A 16,985-nucleotide genomic window follows, 5' to 3' on the forward strand; every position below is an offset into this window, starting at 1 on the left:
TGCTGTCTCCCCGCTGTCGCCGACCGTTCGCCGGAGGTCTTCCACCGTGACCAAGCCGCCCTTCACGCACCTGCACGTACACACGCAGTACTCCCTGCTGGACGGTGCCGCGCGGCTCAAGGACATGTTCAACGCGTGCAATGAGATGGGCATGACCCACATCGCGATGTCCGACCACGGCAACCTCCACGGGGCGTACGACTTCTTCCATCAGGCCAAGAAGGCGGAGATCACGCCGATCATCGGCATCGAGGCGTACGTGGCGCCCGAGTCCCGGCGCAACAAGCGGCGCATCCAGTGGGGCCAGCCGCACCAGAAGCGCGACGATGTGTCCGGTTCGGGTGGTTATACGCATAAGACGATCTGGGCGGCGAACAAGACGGGGCTGCACAACCTCTTCCGGCTGTCCTCCGACGCCTATGCCGAGGGCTGGCTGACCAAGTGGCCCCGCATGGACAAGGAGACGATCTCCCAGTGGTCGGAGGGCCTGATCGCCTCCACCGGCTGCCCGTCCGGCGAGGTGCAGACCCGGCTGCGGCTCGGCCAGTTCGACGAGGCCGTGCAGGCCGCCAGTGACTACAAGGACATCTTCGGCGAGGGCCGGTATTTCCTGGAGCTGATGGACCACGGCATCGAGATCGAGCGCCGGGTCCGCGACGGCCTGCTGGAGATCGGCAAGAAGCTCGGCATCCCGCCGCTGGTCACCAATGACTCGCACTACACCTACGCGCACGAGGCGGCCGCCCACGACGCCCTGCTGTGCATCCAGACCGGCAAGAACCTCTCCGACCCGGACCGCTTCCGCTTCGACGGCACCGGTTACTACCTCAAGTCGACGGACGAGATGTACGCCATCGACTCCTCCGACGCCTGGCAGGAGGGCTGCGCCAACACCCTCCTCGTCGCGGAGCAGGTCGACACCACGGGCTGGTTCGAGAAGCGCGACCTGATGCCGAAGTTCGACGTGCCGGAGGGGCACACCGAGACCAGCTGGTTCCGCGAGGAGACCATGCGCGGCATGGCCCGCCGCTACCCCGGCGGCATCCCGGAGGACCGCCTCAAGCAGGTCGAGTACGAGATGGACATCATCATCTCGATGGGCTTCCCGGCCTACTTCCTCGTGGTCGCCGACTTCATCATGTGGGCCAAGAACAACGGCATCGCGGTCGGCCCCGGCCGAGGCTCCGCGGCCGGCTCGATCGTCGCCTACGCCATGGGCATCACCGACCTCGACCCCATCGAGCACGGCCTGATCTTCGAGCGCTTCCTCAACCCCGAGCGCATCTCCATGCCCGATGTCGACATCGACTTCGACGAGCGCAGGCGCGCCGAGGTGATCCGCTATGTGACCGAGAAGTACGGCGCCGACAAGGTCGCCATGATCGGCACCTACGGCACCATCAAGGCCAAGAACGCGATCAAGGACTCGGCCCGCGTGCTGGGTTATCCGTACGCGATGGGCGACCGCCTCACCAAGGCGATGCCCGCCGACGTCCTCGGCAAGGGCATCCCGCTCTCCGGCATCCTCGACCCCTCCCACCCGCGCTACGGCGAGGCCGGCGAGATCCGCGGGATGTACGAGAACGAGCCGGACGTCAAGAAGGTCATCGACACCGCCCGCGGCGTCGAGGGCCTCGTCCGGCAGATGGGTGTGCACGCGGCCGGCGTCATCATGTCCAGCGAGACGATCACCGACCACGTCCCGGTCTGGGTCCGGGCCTCCGACGGCGTGACCATCACGCAGTGGGACTACCCGAGCTGTGAGTCGCTCGGCCTGCTGAAGATGGACTTCCTGGGCCTGCGCAACCTCACCATCATGGACGACGCCGTCAAGATGGTGAAGGCCAACAAGGGCGTCGAGCTGGACCTGTTGCAGATCCCGCTGGACGACCCGACGACGTACGAACTGCTCTGCCGCGGTGACACGCTCGGTGTCTTCCAGTTCGACGGCGGGCCGATGCGCTCGCTGCTGCGCCTGATGAAGCCCGACAACTTCGAGGACATCTCCGCCGTCTCGGCCCTCTACCGGCCGGGCCCGATGGGCATGAACTCGCACACCAACTACGCGCTGCGCAAGAACGGCCAGCAGGAGATCACGCCGATCCACCCGGAGCTGGAGGAGCCCCTCAAGGAGGTCCTCGGCGTCACCTACGGCCTGATCGTCTATCAGGAGCAGGTGCAGAAGGCCGCCCAGATCATCGCCGGTTACTCCCTGGGCGAGGCCGACATCCTCCGCCGCGTCATGGGCAAGAAGAAGCCCGACGAGCTGGCGAAGAACTTCGTCTTCTTCAAGGAGGGCGCGCAGAAGAAGGGCTTCTCCGAGGAGGCCATCCAGGCCCTGTGGGATGTCCTGGTGCCCTTCGCCGGCTACGCCTTCAACAAGGCCCACTCCTCGGCGTACGGCCTGGTCACCTACTGGACGGCCTATCTCAAGGCCAACTACCCCGCCGAGTACATGTCCGCGCTGCTCACCTCGGTGCGCGACGACAAGGACAAGTCGGCGATCTATCTCAACGAGTGCCGCCGCATGGGCATCAAGGTGCTCCCGCCGAACGTCAACGAGTCCGAGGCCAACTTCGCGGCCCAGGGCGACGACGTGATCCTCTTCGGCCTCACCGCCGTCCGCAACGTCGGGCAGAACGTGGTGGACTCGATCATCCGCTGCCGCAAGTCCAAGGGGAAGTACAGCTCCTTCCCCGACTTCCTCGACAAGGTCGAGGCCGTCGTCTGCAACAAGCGCACCGTCGAATCGCTGATCAAGGCCGGCGCCTTCGACGAGATGGGCCACACCCGCAAGGGCCTCACCGCGCACTACGAACCGATGATCGACAACGTGGTGCAGGTCAAGCGCAAGGAGGCCGAGGGCCAGTTCGACCTCTTCGGCGGCATGGGCGACGAGAGCGCCGACGACGGCCCCGGCTTCGGCCTGGACGTGGAGTTCTCCGACGTCGAGTGGGAGAAGGCGTATCTGCTGGCGCAGGAGCGCGAGATGCTCGGCCTCTATGTCTCCGACCACCCGCTCTTCGGCATCGAGCACGTCCTCAACGACAAGGCCGACGCGGCCATCTCGCAGCTCACCGGCGGTGAGCACGCGGACGGCGCGATCGTCACCATCGGCGGCATCATCTCGGGCCTCCAGCGCAAGATGACCAAGCAGGGCAACGCCTGGGCCATCGCCACCGTGGAGGATCTGGCCGGTTCCATCGACTGCATGTTCTTCCCGGCCACCTATCAGCTGGTCTCCACCCAGCTCGTCGAGGACGCCGTCGTCTTCGTCAAGGGCCGGCTGGACAAGCGCGAGGACATCCCGCGCCTGGTCGCCATGGAGCTGATGGTCCCCGACCTCTCCAACGCGGGCACCAACGCCCCTGTGGTGATCACGATCCCGACGGTGAAGGTCACCCCGCCCATGGTGGAGAAGCTGGGTCAGGTGCTCACCCACCACCGCGGCTCCACCGAGGTGCGCATCAAGCTCCAGGGCCCGCGCAAGACGACCGTGCTGCGCCTGGACCGCCACCGGGTCAACCCCGACCCGGCGCTCTTCGGTGACCTCAAGGTGCTGCTCGGCCCGTCCTGCCTGGCCGGCTGAGCCCCCCGCTCCGCCCACGAGGGGCGCGCCCGGATCGTCCGGGCGCGCCCCTCGCTGCTTCAAGGCGCCGGTGGGCGCCCTCCGTTATCGGTCAGGCGCCGCTCAGTTGTGACCGAAGCGCTTCTGCTTGCCCTTGCGTGCCATGTCGCCCGGGGTGACCTGCGTGGCCCGCTGCTCGCTCTGCGACTCGATCGAGGAGCTCTTGGCCTGCTGCTGCCCGCGCTCGGCCGCGCTCGACGACTGCGGCTGCTTCCGGTTCTTGTTCTTGGCCATGCTGAAGTGCCTCCACTTCCGTACGACCCCCTGCCGTCACCCTCGCACGCACTGGCGAAGCGTGCATTTCGGGTAATTACCGTGCGTGATAGGTGCACTTATCGCGGTCAGCCCGTATCCGCCACGCCGAAGATCCAGTTCGGACTGATAACCCCCGCGCGGTCGGGCAGACTCCAGGAAAGCCAAGGAAAAGCAGGGCACGGCAGTGCCGGGGGGCGACCGCACTTCTGGACGGACAGAAAGAGGGTGGAACGTGGACCGCTGCGTCGTCCTGGTGGACGCCGGTTATCTGCTGGGCGCCGCCGCGAGCCTGCTGGCGGGGGAGCCCGCCCGGTCCCGCATCACCGTGGACCACGCGACCCTCATCCAGGGGCTCCGAGAACGCGCCGAGGCCGAGACGGAACAGCCCCTGCTGCGGATCTACTGGTTCGACGGCGCCCCCGACCGGGTCCCCCAGCCCGAGCACCGCAGGCTGCGCGTGATGCCCCGGGTCACCGTCCGGCTGGGCGCCCTGACCCGCAGCGACGGCCGCTGGGCGCAGAAGGGCGTGGACGCGGCGATGCACGCCGAGCTCACCGAGCTCGCCCGCAACCGCGCCTGTTCGGACATCGTCCTCGTCACCGGCGACGGCGACCTCCTGCCCGGCCTGATGTCGGCCAAGGAGCACGGCGTCGCCGTCCACCTGTGGGCCGTCCAGGCCGCCGACGGCGACTACAACCAGTCCGAGGACCTCGTCGCCGAGGCCGACGAGCGACGCGTCCTGGACCGTACGTGGATCACCCGGGCCGTCCGCGCCAAGGAGCTCACCGGCGCCTGCGCCCCCTCCCCCGCGCCCCGGCCGGAGATCGCCGCGATCCTCTCCGCGCCCCTGCCCGAGACCGCGGCGGCCGCCGCGGCCGCGGCCGCGACCCACCCCGCGGACCCCCGCCCCGCCGAGCGCAACGGCACCCGGCCCGCCGCCTCGCCCGCGCCCTGCGGCACCGAGCGCGGCCAGGAGAACGGCGAGGCGCCCGCGGCCCGGGGCGTGCCCACCCCCAAGGACCTCGCGGGCCTCGCCCGCGGCCTCGCCGGCCAGTCCCAGGGCGCCCCCGCCGGCCAGCCCGCCGGCCCGGGCCAGCCGGGCGGCGGCACATCCGGCCTGGCCCCCAGCGCCACCCTGCGCTGGTCCTCCGACAAGGGCTGGGTCGACCGCGGTACGGGCACCGGGCTCGGCGAGCCGCCCGAGACGGCCTCCCTGCCGATGCTCGCCCAGCTGACCAGTGCCGAGCAGCGGTGGGCCGACCGCGAGGAGGACATCACCACCGTCGGCGGCGACCCCTTCGAGGTGGGCCAGGTCTTCGCCCGCCGCTGGGCCGAGCGCCTCACCGACGCCGTGCACCTCCAGCACCTGTCCACCGAGTACCCGCGGATCCCGCACCGCATCGACGGCGAGCTGCTGCGCTACGCGGCGCGGTTCGGGCTGCTGGCGCACAAGGACGACCAGATCGACGAGCACGACCGCTATGCGATCAGGGCCGGGTTCTGGCGCGAGATCGACGGGCGGACCGCCGCGGAGCACGCGCCCGCCGGGGACTGACCGGCCGCCGGGCGCCGTGCCACGCGGCCCCGAGCGCGAGGGGGCGCGGCCGAGCGCGTACCCTCATAGCTCGTGAGGACGGGTGCACCACAGGCGGCGACGGGCAGCGCGGTATGCACCGTGCGCGGCCTGGTCAAGACCTATCCTGCCGCGCGCGGCCGCCGCGGAGCGCCCGGAACCGCGGCCGTACGGGCCAGCGACGGCATCGACCTCGACGTCCGGCGCGGCGAGATCTTCGGGCTGCTCGGCCCCAACGGCGCGGGCAAGTCCACGCTCGTGCGCCAGCTCACCGGGCTGCTGCGCCCCGACGCGGGCAGCGTCGACCTCCTCGGCCACGACCTGGTGCGCCACCCCGAGCGCGCCTCCCGGCTGGTGGGCTATCTCGGCCAGGAGTCGACAGCCCTGGACGAGCTGACCGTCGCCCTGGCCGCCGAGACCACCGGCCGGCTGCGCGGTCTCGGCCTGCGCGCGGCCCGCGCCGAGCGCGACGCCGTCATCGAGGAGCTCGGCCTCGGCCCGATCGCCGGGCGGCCGCTGAAGAAGCTCTCCGGCGGGCAGCGCCGGCTGGCCTGCTTCGCCGCGGTGCTGGTCGGCGAGCGTCCCGTCCTCGTCCTGGACGAGCCCACCACCGGCATGGACCCCGTGGCGCGCCGCGCCGTGTGGGCCGCCGTCGACCGCCGCCGCGCCGAGCGCGGCACGACCGTCGTGCTCGTCACCCACAACGTCATCGAGGCCGAGACCGTCCTGGACCGGGTCGCGGTGCTGGAGCGGGGCCGGATCATCGCGTGCGACTCCCCCGCCGGGCTCAAGGAGCTGGTCGGCGACGAGGTGCGCGTCGAGCTGGTGTGGCGCTCCGAGCCGCCGCTGCACGTCCCCGAGGTCGCCGCGCTGCGCGACACGGCCCGGGCCACGGGCCGCCGCTGGTCGCTGCGGCTCGCCCCCGCCGAGGCGCGGGCGGCCGTCGCCGCCGTGACCGGCGGCCCCGCCTTCGCCGCGCTGGACGACTTCACCCTCGCCACCCCGAGCCTGGAGGACGTCTATCTGGCTCTCGGCGGCCGCACGGAAGGGCTGGTCAAGGGGTGAGCGCCCGCACACCGTCGGCGAGCCGCGCGGCCGGGCACCGGTCCGTACCGAAGAGGAGCATCGCGGCGTGACTGCTGTATCCGCGGAAGCGGCACCCGGACAGGTCCGGTCGGAAGGGCGGGCCCGCCCGCGCCCGGACGGCGAGGCGGCGGCCCCGCTCGCGCCGAGGGCGCGGCTGCTGCCGTCCCTGGCCGCGGTCTACCGCGCGCAGCTGTCCCGGGCCAGGGTGGCGCGGATACCGCTGCTGTTCGTGGCGACGTTCCAGTCCGTCGGGATCATGATCCTGATGCGCGGGGTCGTCGACGGTGGTGACGAGGCGCGGGCCGTCGTGGCCGGCTCCAGCGTGCTGGTCGTCGCGTTCGTCGCGCTGAACCTCCTCGCCCAGTACTTCGGTCAGCTGCGCGCGAGCGGCGGCCTCGACCACTACGCGACGCTGCCGGTGCCGCCCGCGGCGGTGGTGCTGGGGGCGGCGGGCGCGTACGCGTCGTTCACCGTGCCCGGGACAGCCGTGACGGCGGTGGTGGGCAGCGTGCTGTTCAAGCTGCCGCTGGGACACCTGTGGATCATCGCGGCGGTCGTCCCGCTGGCGGGGGCGGCGCTCGCCGGGCTCGGCGCGGCGCTGGGGCTGCTCGCGCCCCGGCAGGAACTGGCGACGCTGTGCGGCCAGTTGGGCATGTCCGCGGCGCTGCTGCTGGGCGTGCTGCCGGCCGCCCGGATGCCCGCGCCGATCGCCTGGGCGCGTGATCTGCTGCCCTCCACCTACGGCGTGGAGGCGCTGGCCCACAGCTTCGACGCGCGCCCGGACTGGCTGCTGATCGCCGCGGATCTGGGGGTGTGCGCGGCCGTGGGTGTGGTCTCGCTGGCGGCGGCGACCTGGGCGTACCGCCGGGCGGCCGTGCGATGACGCGCCGCAGTGACGGTCCTGCCGCCGACGGCACGCCTTCCACCTGGCACGATGGCAAGGTGACCGCACCGCTGACGCCGCACGACCCGCCGCCGCACGAGCCGCCGCGCGGCCCCTTCGACCCGGATCAGGCCGCCGACGAGCGGGATCCGGGGCTGCGCGCCGAGCTGCGGGAGGCCGCGGTCGTCGCCGCGGTGGTGGCGGTGGCCGGGGTGCTGCTGGGGCTGCTGTGGGTGTGGCTCGCGCCGCGCGTCCCGCTGGTCTCGGACGGCCGGGCCGTCTATCTGAAGAACTCCGAGGGCGAGCAGGCGATCGGCGCGGACGGCACGTTCGCGCTGCTGGCGCTGGGCTTCGGCGTGCTGAGCTCGGCGGCGGTGTTCTGGTTCCGCCGTCGCGGGGGCATTCCGCTGGTCGCCGGGCTGGCGGCCGGTTCGCTCCTCGCCTCGCTGATCGGCTGGCGGCTGGGCATCTGGCTCGGCCCGTCCTCCGACGTCGTCGCGACCGCGAAGTCGGTGGGCAAGGGCGTCGTCTTCGACGCCCCGCTGAAGCTGGGCGCCAAGGGTGTCCTGCTGGCGTGGCCGCTGGCGGCGATGGTCGTGCACCTGGGTCTGACGGCGGCGTTCGGGCCGCGCGACCCGGAGCCGGATCCGCACTGGCCGGGCGTGGGCCCGGCCGATGCCGCCTGACCGGGCGCCGTACGCGTACGAACGCGGGACGGGCGGCCCGGCCCCGGCCGGGCCGCCCGTCCGCGTGACCCCTCTCCCGTGCGGTCAGGCGGGCCGTCGTCCGTGGTTGGCCTTGTTCTTCTTCAGGCGCCAGCGGCGCTTGCGGGTGCGCTTCGACATGGTCCCTCCCGGCGCGGGGCGCGCGAACGGCGGCCCGCCTCTCGGTCGTAGCGGACCGGCGGGCAACAGTCCAGAGCTCGGACGAACTATCAGGATTCGTACGGCCCGCGCCTTACCCGGAGGTAAGGTGATCGCCCGTGATCGATAACGACCGCATATCGCGCCGCACCGCCGTCACGGCCGTCGCCGCCTCCGCCGCGCTGCTCCCCTTCGCCACGGGCCCCTCGGCCCACGCGGCGGACCGCGGACCTGCCTTCCTGCACGGTGTCGCCTCGGGCGACCCGCTCCCCGACGGCATCCTGCTGTGGACGCGCGTCACCCCCACCCCGGACGCCGTCCCCGGCTCCGGGCTCGGCCCCGCCGTCGAGGTCGGCTGGGAGGTCGCCGAGGACGAGTCGTTCGCCAGGGTCGTCGCCCGCGGCACCGCCACCGCCACGGCCGCGAGCGACCACACCGTCAAGGCCGATGTGCGCGGCCTGCGCCCGGCCACCGCCTACTGGTTCCGCTTCGCCGTGGACGGGATACGCTCCCCCGCCGCCCGTACGCGCACGGCGCCCGCGCACGACGCGGCCACCCCGGGCCTCCGCTTCGGCGTGGTGTCCTGCGCCAACTGGGAGTCGGGCTGGTTCTCGGCGTACCGCCACCTCGCCGCCCGCCGCGACCTGGACGCGGTGCTGCACCTCGGCGACTACATCTACGAGTACAAGTCCGGCGAATACCCGGCCGCGAAGTACGTCGTGCGCCCGCACCGGCCCACCCACGAGATCGTCACGCTCGCCGACTACCGCACCCGGCACGGGCATTACAAGACCGACACCGACCTCCAAGCGCTCCACCACACCCACCCGATCATCGCGATCTGGGACGACCACGAGTTCGCCGACGACGCGTGGTCGGGCGGTGCCGTGAACCACACTCCGGGCACGGAGGGCGACTGGGCGCAGCGGGTCGCGGCGGCGAAGCAGGCGTACTTCGAGTGGATGCCCGTCAGGCCCTCCGTCGAGGGCACCACCTACCGGCGGCTGCGCTTCGGCAAGCTCGCCGACCTGCATCTGCTGGACCTGCGGTCCTTCCGCTCGCAGCAGGTCAAGGCGGGCAGCGGCGCGGTGGACGACGCGAACCGCACACTCACCGGCCGCGCCCAGCTCGACTGGCTCAAGTCGGGCCTGGCGTCCTCCGACACCACGTGGCGCCTCGTCGGCAACCCCGTGATGATGGCCCCCGTCGCCTTCGGCGCGCTGCCCGCGCACCTCCTGGAGCCGATCGCCAAGCTGCTGGGGCTGCCGACGGGCGGCATCGCCGTCAACCCCGACCAGTGGGACGGCTATACGCACGACAGGCGCGAGCTGCTGGACCACCTCTCGGACCACGCCGTCCGCAACACCGTCTTCCTGACCGGCGACATCCACATGGCGTGGGCCAACGACGTGCCGAAGCAGGCCGCCACCTATCCCCTCTCGGCCTCCCTCGCCACCGAGTTCGTGGTGACCTCGGTGACCGCCGACAACTTCGACGAGACCCTGCACGTCCTGCCGCACACCGTCTCACTCCCCGCCGCAGGCGCGATCAGGGCCGCCAACCGGCATGTGAAGTGGGTGGACATGGACTCCCACGGCTATGGTGTCCTCGACGTCACCGCCGAGCGGGCGCAGATGGACTACTACGTCCTGTCCGACAAACGGAAGCGCGACGCGAAGACGTCCTGGGCCCGCTCGTACCGGACCCTGTCGGGAACGCAGCGGGTGGAACGGGTGAGCAAGCCGGTGACCTGACCCGGGGGTGGGGCGCCCTCTTCCAGCGCCTGCGGGCGGCTCGTTGTGCGGTGCGGGCCAGTTCGCGCCTGCGGCGGGCGGCCTCAAGCGCCGGCCGGGCTGGATGTCCGGACGGTGAGTTCGTCATCCGCGGGCTACGAACTCACGGCCGTGACATTCAGCCCGGCCGGCGCTTGAGGACAACGCGCGAAGCGTGTCGCGGGGGTCTGGGTGCTTGCCCCCCACGCGGCGGAGCCGCACATCAGACGCGGCCGGGAAGGGGCGGGACCGGGGAAGGCCCCCGCCTACCCGGCAAGCTCCTCCAAGAAGGCCAGCGAAACCCGCCAAGCCGTCTCCGCCGCCTCCCCGTCATAATCCGGAAGCTCCGGATCCGTGAACAGATGCCCCGCCCCGGCGTACCGGTGGACCTCCACCTCCGCCCCGGCCCGCCGCATCCGCAGATACCACGCGTTGAGCCAGTCATGCGGCTCGAACGGGTCCGGATCGGCGACATGCAACTGCACCGGCAGCTCGTCCACGGACGCGTCCTCGGCCAGGTCGGACGTGCCGTGCAGGAGCAGCAGCCCCCGCGCCTTCTCGTCGCCGAGGGCCAGGTTCTGCGCGATGGACCCGCCGAGCGAGAAGCCCGCGTAGACCAGCCCGCGGTCCGACAGGGGCGCCGCCGCCACGATGGCGCGCTTCAGCAGTTCGTCCTTGCCGATCTCGTCCTTGATGGCCATGCCCTCCTCGACGGTGTCCGCCGTCCGGCCGTCGTAGAGGTCCGGTACGTGCACCTCGTGCCCGGCGGCACGCAGCCGCTCCGCGGCGGCGTGCACCGCGGGCCGGAGGCCGTAGGCCGAATGAAAAAGGACAATCGTGGTAGAGGACGCCACTGGAGTCACTTCCTTACAGGTGGATCGCGTGCCCCCATCGTGCCAGTTACGGCCGGAGGGAAGCGCCCCACCGGTGAGCTGCGGCCGGCCGGAAGGAGCTGGAGTGTCCATGGAGGGCGTACTGCGTCCGCTGTCCGTCATCGGCGGCGCACTGATCGTCACCGTGATCGTGGGGTGGATCGCGGACCAGGTACTGCGCCGGATCGACGCCCGCAGACCGGACACCCCGCTGTGGGGCCTGCTGCGCCGCGCCCGCCTGCCGTTCCGGCTGGTGCTGTGCACGGCGCTGCTGCGCGCGAGCTACCCCTACGCCGAACTCGGCCGGTGGCACCAGGCGGCGATCGGCCAGGTGCTGAGCCTGGTACTGATCGGGGCGTGCGCCTGGCTGGTCGTCCGGCTGGCGGTGGCCGTGGTCGAGGCCATGTACGCGCGCTACGCCGCCGGGGCGCCCGATCCGGCGCGCGTGCGCCGGGTGCGTACGCAGGTGACGCTGATCGAGCGGATCGTCACCGCGGCCGTCTGCGTGGTGGCGGTGGCGGCGATGCTGCTGACGTTCCCGGACATGAAGACGGTGGGAACCTCGATGCTGGCCTCGGCCGGTCTCATCGGCATCGTCGCCGGTGTGGCCGCCCAGTCGACGCTGGGCAATCTCTTCGCGGGGCTCCAGATCGCCTTCGGCGACGTGGTGCGCATCGGTGACACGGTCGTGGTCGCCGGCGAGTGGGGCAAGGTCGAGGAGATCACGCTGACCTATCTGGTGGTGGCCACGTGGGACGAGCGCCGCCTCACCATGCCGGTCTCCTATTTCACCGGCAGGCCGTTCGAGAACTGGTCGCGCAACAACCCCCGGATGACCGGCACGGTCTTCTTCCACCTCGACCACTCGGCCCCCGTGGACCTCATGCGCGACTATCTGCACCAGGTGCTCAAGGCGTCCCTGGAATGGGACCAGCGGGCCTGGAGCCTGGTGGTCACCGACACCACGCCGACCACGATCCAGGTGCGGGCGCTGGTGACCGCGAAGGACTCGGACGACATATGGGCCCTGCGCTGCATCGTGCGGGAGCAGCTGATCGCGTGGCTGCGGCGGGAGCACCCGTACGCCCTGCCACGGGTGAACACCGCACCCGCCCCCGGCACGACAGGGGCCGCGGAAGGCCCCGGGATGTCCTGACGGTCAGCCGCGCAGGCTCCGTACGTCCAGGTGGCGCAGCACCCGGTCGACGATCTCGGGGTCGGCGCCGGGCTCGCTGCGCGCGGCGAGCACCTCGTGGCGGGCCGCGGAGAGCAGCTCGCTCTGGATGCGCTGGACGGTGCGGATCCGCTCGACGCGCTGGGCGTGGGCCTCGCGCCGTTCCTCGTCCAGGATGTCGGGGCTGATGCGGGCGCCGACGTCGAAGGCGCGCTTGCTGAGGTGTTCGACGAGGTCCTCGGGGAGGTCCTCGGTCTTCTCGAGCTCCTTGAGCCGGCGCTTGGCGGCCTTGGCCGCGCGGACCGCGAGCTGCCGGGAGAACTCCCGCTCGGCGTCGGCGTCCGACCGCACGCCCAGCACCCGGACCAGCCAGGGCAGGGTCAGGCCCTGGACGAGGAGGGTGGCCATGATCACGGCGAAGGCGATGAAGAGGATCTCGTCGCGGCCGGGGAAGGGCGAGCCGTCGTCCATGCGGAGCGGGATCGCGAGGGCGAGCGCGACGGAGGCGACCCCGCGCATCCCCGACCACCACATGATCACGGTCTCGCGCCAGCTCAGGGGGATGTCCTCGTCGATGTCCCGGCGGCTGTGCAGCTTCTTCGCCAGCCAGGCGGCGGGCAGCAGCCACAGCAGCCGTACGCCCACGACGACGCCGATGACGGCGGCGCTGATCTCCAGCATCTCGCCCCACCGGCCGGCGCCCGTGCCGAAGACATTGTGGAGTTCGAGGCCGATGAGCCCGAACGCGACGCCGGTGACGAGGGTGTCGACGACCTCCCAGAAGGTGTGCCCGGCGAGCCGCCCGAGGACGTCGTCGGCGTCCATGGCGTACTCGGCGAGGAAGAGCGCGGCGGTGAGCACCGCGAGCACCCCGGAGCCCTGGAACTCCTCGGCCAGGACGTAGGCGACGAAGGGGACCAGCAGCGTCAGGCCGATCTGGAGCGTGGCGTCGGCGAGGATGTCCATCAGCCGTTTGGCGGCCCAGCCGAGCGCCAGCCCGACGGCCACGGCCACGACGGCGGACAGCACCAGTTCCCCGAAGGCCCTGGGCAGGGAGAAGCTGCCGGTCACGGCCGCGGCGACGGCCACGTGGTAGAGCACGATGGCGGTGACGTCGTTGAAGAGCCCCTCGCCCTCCAGGATCGACACCAGGCGGCGCGGCAGCCCCAGCGAGCCCGCGACGGCGGTGGCGGCGACCGGGTCGGGCGGGGCGATGAGCGCGCCGAGCGCGACGGCCGCGGCCACGGAGATGCCGGGCACGACGGCGTTGGCCACGACGGCGACGGCCGCGGTGGTCACGAAGACGAGCGCGACCGCGAGCAGCAGGATCGGCCGCACATTGGCCGCGAACTGCCGCCAGGAGGTGCGCTGCACGGAGGCGTAGAGCAGGGGCGGTAGCACCAGCGGAAGAATGAATTCCGGCGGTACGTCCACATTGGGGACGAAGGGGAGCAGCGCGAGGACGATGCCGCCCAGGGTCATCAGCACCGGCGACGGCAGCCCCAGCCGGTCCGCGCACGGCACCATGACGACAGCGCCGATGAGCAGGACGAAGAGCAGCGCGAGCTGGTCCAAGGGGGCCCTCCGGGCAGATCGACCGAACTTCGATCAAGCGTGCCACTTGAGGTCGGTTTCAGCTCGTCCGGGGTCCGGGGCCGGCAGGGCGGGAGAACCCCGCGGCGTCAGAGGCGCTTGGTCATGGCCCGGTGCGCGATGCCGCTGCCCTCGTCGAACTCCGGGCCGTGCGCCGCGTACCCCAGCCGCTCGTAGAAGCCGAGCGCGTGCGTCTGCGCCTCCAGATAGACCCGGGTCAGCCCCAGCCGCCGGGCCTCCTCCTCCACGGCCCGGACGAGGGTCACCCCGAGCCCGGTGCCGCGCGCGGCACGGCTGACCGCGAGCCGGCCGAGGACGGCGGTGGCATCGTCGGTCACGCCCGCGTGGCCGTACTTCTTCCGGGCGGGCGCGCCGTGCAGGAAACGGACCGTGCCCACGGGTCCGGCCGGGCCGGACGCCAGGAAGTGGACGGCGAGCGCGTCGTAGGCGTCCATCTCCTCAGCCTCCGGGACGCCCTGCTCGGCCACGAAGACCTCACGGCGCACCGCGTGGCAGCCGGTCAGGTCGTCGGGGGCGACGACGCGGACCGTGACGGGCGCCGCCCCGCTCATGAGCTCTCGGCCCGGATGATCTCCAGGGCGTGCCGCAGGTCCGCCGGGTACTCGCTCTCGAACTCCACCCAGCGCCCGTCCTCGGGGTGCTCGAAGCCCAGCCGGACGGCGTGCAGCCACTGGCGGGTCAGCTTCAGCCGCTTGGCGAGGGTGGGGTCGGCGCCGTAGGTGAGGTCGCCGACGCAGGGGTGCCGGTGCGCGGCCATGTGCACGCGGATCTGGTGCGTGCGGCCGGTCTCCAGCTTGACGTCGAGCAGGCTGGCGGCACGGAACGCCTCGATGAGGTCGTAGTGCGTCACCGACGGCTTGCCGTCGGCGGTGACCGCCCACTTGTAGTCGTGGTTGGGGTGGCGGCCGATGGGCGCGTCGATGGTGCCGCTCATCGGGTCCGGGTGGCCCTGGACCAGCGTGTGGTAGCGCTTGTCGACGGTGCGCTCGCGGAACTGCTGCTTGAGCAAGGTGTAGGCGCGCTCGGACTTGGCGACGACCATCAGGCCGGAGGTGCCGACGTCCAGGCGGTGCACGATGCCCTGGCGCTCGGCGGCGCCCGAGGTGGAGATGCGGTAGCCCGCGGCGGCGAGACCGCCGATGACGGTGGTACCGGTCCAGCCGGGGCTCGGGTGCGCGGCCACGCCGACGGGCTTGACGATCACGACGATGTCGTCGTCGTCATGGATGATCTCCATGCCCTCGACGGGCTCGGCGACGATCTGCACGGGCGCGGGGGCGGCCGGCATCTCGACCTCCAGCCAGGCCCCGCCGGTCACCCGGTCGGACTTCCCGGCCACGGCCCCGTCGAGCTGGACCTTCCCCGCGGCCGCCAGCTCGGCCGCCTTGGTGCGGGAGAAGCCGAACATACGGGCGATGGCGGCGTCGACTCGCTCGCCTTCGAGGCCATCGGGTACGGGCAGGGCGCGGATCTCGGGAATGGTGCTCACCCGTCGAGTATGACGGACGGCCCGGACGGCCCCGCACGGCAGCGTCCGCTGCCGGGCCCTTCTCAGTCCTTGTGGACCGTGCCGTCCGGGTCCAGGCCGCGGAAGGAGAGGATCACGATCAGGAAGCCGCCGCAGACGATCGCGGAGTCCGCGAGGTTGAAGACCGCGAAGTGCGGGGTGGCGATGAAGTCCACGACGCCGCCCTGGAAGCCGCCGGGCGAGCGGAAGAGCCGGTCGGTGAGGTTGCCGAGCGCGCCGCCGAGGAGCAGACCGAGCGCGATGGCCCAGGGCAGGCTGTAGAGCTTGCGGGCGATCCGGGCGATGACGACGATCACGGCGGTCGCGATGACGGTGAAGACGATCGTCATGGCCTCGCCGAAGCCGAAGGCGGCGCCGCGGTTGCGGATCACCTCGAACTGGAGCCAGGTGCCGATGACCTCGACGGCGTCGTGGTGCTCCAGCTTGGCGACCACGAGCAGCTTGCTGCCCAGGTCGAGGAGGAAGGCGAAGGCGGCCACCACGAGGAGGACGGCGATCCGCCGTCCGCCCCTGACCCCGTCCGGCGCCTCGGCCGCCGTCCCGCTGCCGGGTGTGCCGGTGGTCTGTTCCGCCTCTGTCACGTGAGTCCTTCGACGTCGTCCCGCGCTCGATGGGTGTCAGGGCCACCCTGACTGAGGACGAGGGTACGGCACGCGCGCGGGCGCGGGTCAGCGGCGTTCCTGGCGCTGCTTGCACTCCACGCACAGGGTGGCCCGGGGGAACGCCTGCATGCGGGCCTTGCCGATGGGCTTCCCGCAGTTCTCGCAGAGCCCGTACGTACCGGCGTCGAGCCGCCCCAGGGCGCGCTCGGTCTGGAGCAGCATCTCCCGGGCGTTGGCGGCCAGGGCCAGCTCGTGCTCCCGGGTGATGTTCTTGGTGCCGGTGTCCGCCTGGTCGTCGCCGGCGCCGTCGCCCGAGTCGCGCATCAGCCCGCTGATCGCCTCCTCCGAGGCGGCGATCTCGGCTCGCAGCCGCAGCACCTCGCTCTGCAGCTCCGAGCGCGCCTCGCTCACCTCCGCGGGCGACCAGGGCTCCTCCCCGGGCCGGACGGCGAGTTCACCGGGGGCGGCCGGCGCCGCGGGCTTGCCGGCCGAGGCCGCTTTCGCGGCCGTCTTCCTGGCGGGCGCGGCGGACGGCGCGGCCTTCGCGGCCTTGGCCGGCACCTTGGTGGCGTTCTTGTCGGGGGTCTTCTCGGGGGCCTCGTCAGGGGCCTTGGCGGGGGCCTTCTTCTTGCTCGCCGTCCTGGCGGGCGCGGCGGCCTTCTCCGCCGTCGCCTTCTTCGCAGCCGTCGCCTTCTTCGCCGAGGCTGTCTTCTTGGCGGGCGCGGCCGTCTTCTCGGGGGGTGCGGTCTTCTCCGCCGGCGCGGCCTCGGCCGCCTTCACCGGGGCGGCCTTTTTCGCCGGAGCGGTCTTCTTCGCCACCATGGCCGCGACCCCTTCACATTTTATGATCTAGCGCGCGAATCGTGCCGGAACGATAAATCCCCATCGGGCACGCGGCAACGGGCCACGCCGGTCTCCACCGTTGTGCCCCGCCCCCGGCCCTGTAATCGGCGCCCGCACGGCCCCCGCCGATATCCGGTGGGCCGTGACCGCCACGGGCCCGTACACTGGGCGCAGCGAGAGGCGTGGATGGGACGAGTAGCGCCGCACGCAGCCAGGAGCGACTCGGGGACGGTGGGAGCCCGAGGGCGTGCGCGGTGTCGAAGATCAGCCCTGAGCCGCCGGAAGAACGCCC

The 16,985-nt window shown here is 71.9% G+C and carries 15 protein-coding genes; 7 read left to right on the forward strand and 8 right to left on the reverse strand.

Features of this window, described 5'->3' with window-relative positions; translation table 11 throughout:
* Positions 1 to 46 precede the first annotated feature (46 nt).
* Complete coding sequence (gene dnaE / locus ACH427_RS01070; protein WP_398867221.1) at positions 47 to 3,589, forward strand: DNA polymerase III subunit alpha; 3,543 nt, start codon at positions 47 to 49, stop codon at positions 3,587 to 3,589.
* A gap of 102 nt (positions 3,590 to 3,691) precedes the next feature.
* On the opposite strand, the gene ACH427_RS01075 is transcribed toward dnaE, so the two are convergent.
* The gene (locus tag ACH427_RS01075) at positions 3,692 to 3,862 is read right to left on the reverse strand and encodes a hypothetical protein (protein WP_366001959.1); all 171 of its coding nucleotides are present in this window, start codon (positions 3,860 to 3,862) and stop codon (positions 3,692 to 3,694) included.
* A 253-nt stretch (positions 3,863 to 4,115) separates the two neighbouring features.
* Between ACH427_RS01075 and ACH427_RS01080 the strand changes: the two genes are divergently transcribed.
* The 4 genes from ACH427_RS01080 (at position 4,116) to ACH427_RS01095 (ending at position 8,111) form a co-directional block, all read left to right on the forward strand.
* Positions 4,116 to 5,438, forward strand: a complete 1,323-nt coding sequence (locus tag ACH427_RS01080; protein ID WP_398867222.1) for an NYN domain-containing protein — start codon at positions 4,116 to 4,118, stop codon at positions 5,436 to 5,438.
* Positions 5,439 to 5,510: 72 nt separating this feature from the next.
* Complete coding sequence (locus ACH427_RS01085) at positions 5,511 to 6,521, forward strand: ABC transporter ATP-binding protein (RefSeq protein WP_398867223.1); 1,011 nt, start codon at positions 5,511 to 5,513, stop codon at positions 6,519 to 6,521.
* Between the two features lie 67 nt (positions 6,522 to 6,588).
* Positions 6,589 to 7,425 (forward strand): ABC transporter permease, encoded by an 837-nt coding sequence (locus ACH427_RS01090; RefSeq protein WP_398867224.1) that lies wholly within the window; start codon positions 6,589 to 6,591, stop codon positions 7,423 to 7,425.
* Between the two features lie 59 nt (positions 7,426 to 7,484).
* On the forward strand, positions 7,485 to 8,111 hold the full coding sequence (locus ACH427_RS01095; RefSeq protein WP_398867225.1) for an ABC transporter permease: 627 nt from the start codon (positions 7,485 to 7,487) through the stop codon (positions 8,109 to 8,111).
* Between the two features lie 84 nt (positions 8,112 to 8,195).
* Here ACH427_RS01095 and ACH427_RS01100 read toward each other — a convergent pair whose 3' ends face one another.
* Positions 8,196 to 8,270 carry a 50S ribosomal protein bL37 gene (locus ACH427_RS01100; RefSeq protein WP_374223834.1) on the reverse strand — a complete coding sequence of 25 codons (75 nt, stop codon included), beginning with the start codon at positions 8,268 to 8,270 and terminating at the stop codon, positions 8,196 to 8,198.
* A gap of 137 nt (positions 8,271 to 8,407) precedes the next feature.
* Between ACH427_RS01100 and ACH427_RS01105 the strand changes: the two genes are divergently transcribed.
* Positions 8,408 to 10,042, forward strand: coding sequence for an alkaline phosphatase D family protein (locus ACH427_RS01105; protein WP_398867226.1), 1,635 nt, complete (start codon positions 8,408 to 8,410; stop codon positions 10,040 to 10,042).
* Between the two features lie 284 nt (positions 10,043 to 10,326).
* Here the strand turns inward: ACH427_RS01105 and ACH427_RS01110 are convergent, their stop codons facing one another.
* Positions 10,327 to 10,914: a dienelactone hydrolase family protein gene (locus tag ACH427_RS01110; RefSeq protein WP_398867227.1), complete on the reverse strand. Its 588-nt coding sequence runs from the start codon at positions 10,912 to 10,914 to the stop codon at positions 10,327 to 10,329.
* A gap of 109 nt (positions 10,915 to 11,023) precedes the next feature.
* Here ACH427_RS01110 and ACH427_RS01115 point away from each other — a divergent pair, with 109 nt between their 5' ends.
* Positions 11,024 to 12,088 carry a mechanosensitive ion channel family protein gene (locus tag ACH427_RS01115; protein ID WP_398867228.1) on the forward strand — a complete coding sequence of 355 codons (1,065 nt, stop codon included), beginning with the start codon at positions 11,024 to 11,026 and terminating at the stop codon, positions 12,086 to 12,088.
* Between the two features lie 3 nt (positions 12,089 to 12,091).
* On the opposite strand, the gene ACH427_RS01120 is transcribed toward ACH427_RS01115, so the two are convergent.
* The 5 genes from ACH427_RS01120 to ACH427_RS01140 form a co-directional block, all read right to left on the reverse strand.
* On the reverse strand, positions 12,092 to 13,681 hold the full coding sequence (locus ACH427_RS01120; RefSeq protein WP_398867229.1) for a Na+/H+ antiporter: 1,590 nt from the start codon (positions 13,679 to 13,681) through the stop codon (positions 12,092 to 12,094).
* Between the two features lie 107 nt (positions 13,682 to 13,788).
* Positions 13,789 to 14,271: a GNAT family N-acetyltransferase gene (locus ACH427_RS01125; RefSeq protein ID WP_398867230.1), complete on the reverse strand. Its 483-nt coding sequence runs from the start codon at positions 14,269 to 14,271 to the stop codon at positions 13,789 to 13,791.
* Positions 14,268 to 15,209: an RluA family pseudouridine synthase gene (locus ACH427_RS01130; RefSeq protein WP_398867231.1), complete on the reverse strand. Its 942-nt coding sequence runs from the start codon at positions 15,207 to 15,209 to the stop codon at positions 14,268 to 14,270. The genes ACH427_RS01125 and ACH427_RS01130 overlap by 4 nt, the downstream gene beginning before the upstream one ends.
* A 62-nt stretch (positions 15,210 to 15,271) precedes the next feature.
* Complete coding sequence (gene lspA, locus ACH427_RS01135; RefSeq protein WP_398867232.1) at positions 15,272 to 15,829, reverse strand: signal peptidase II; 558 nt, start codon at positions 15,827 to 15,829, stop codon at positions 15,272 to 15,274.
* Between the two features lie 87 nt (positions 15,830 to 15,916).
* Positions 15,917 to 16,672 carry a TraR/DksA family transcriptional regulator gene (locus ACH427_RS01140; protein WP_398867233.1) on the reverse strand — a complete coding sequence of 252 codons (756 nt, stop codon included), beginning with the start codon at positions 16,670 to 16,672 and terminating at the stop codon, positions 15,917 to 15,919.
* Between the last annotated feature and the right edge of the window lie 313 nt (positions 16,673 to 16,985).

This window comes from Streptomyces sp. NPDC020379 (assembly GCF_044387105.1).
Taxonomy (GTDB): Bacteria; Actinomycetota; Actinomycetes; order Streptomycetales; family Streptomycetaceae; genus Streptomyces.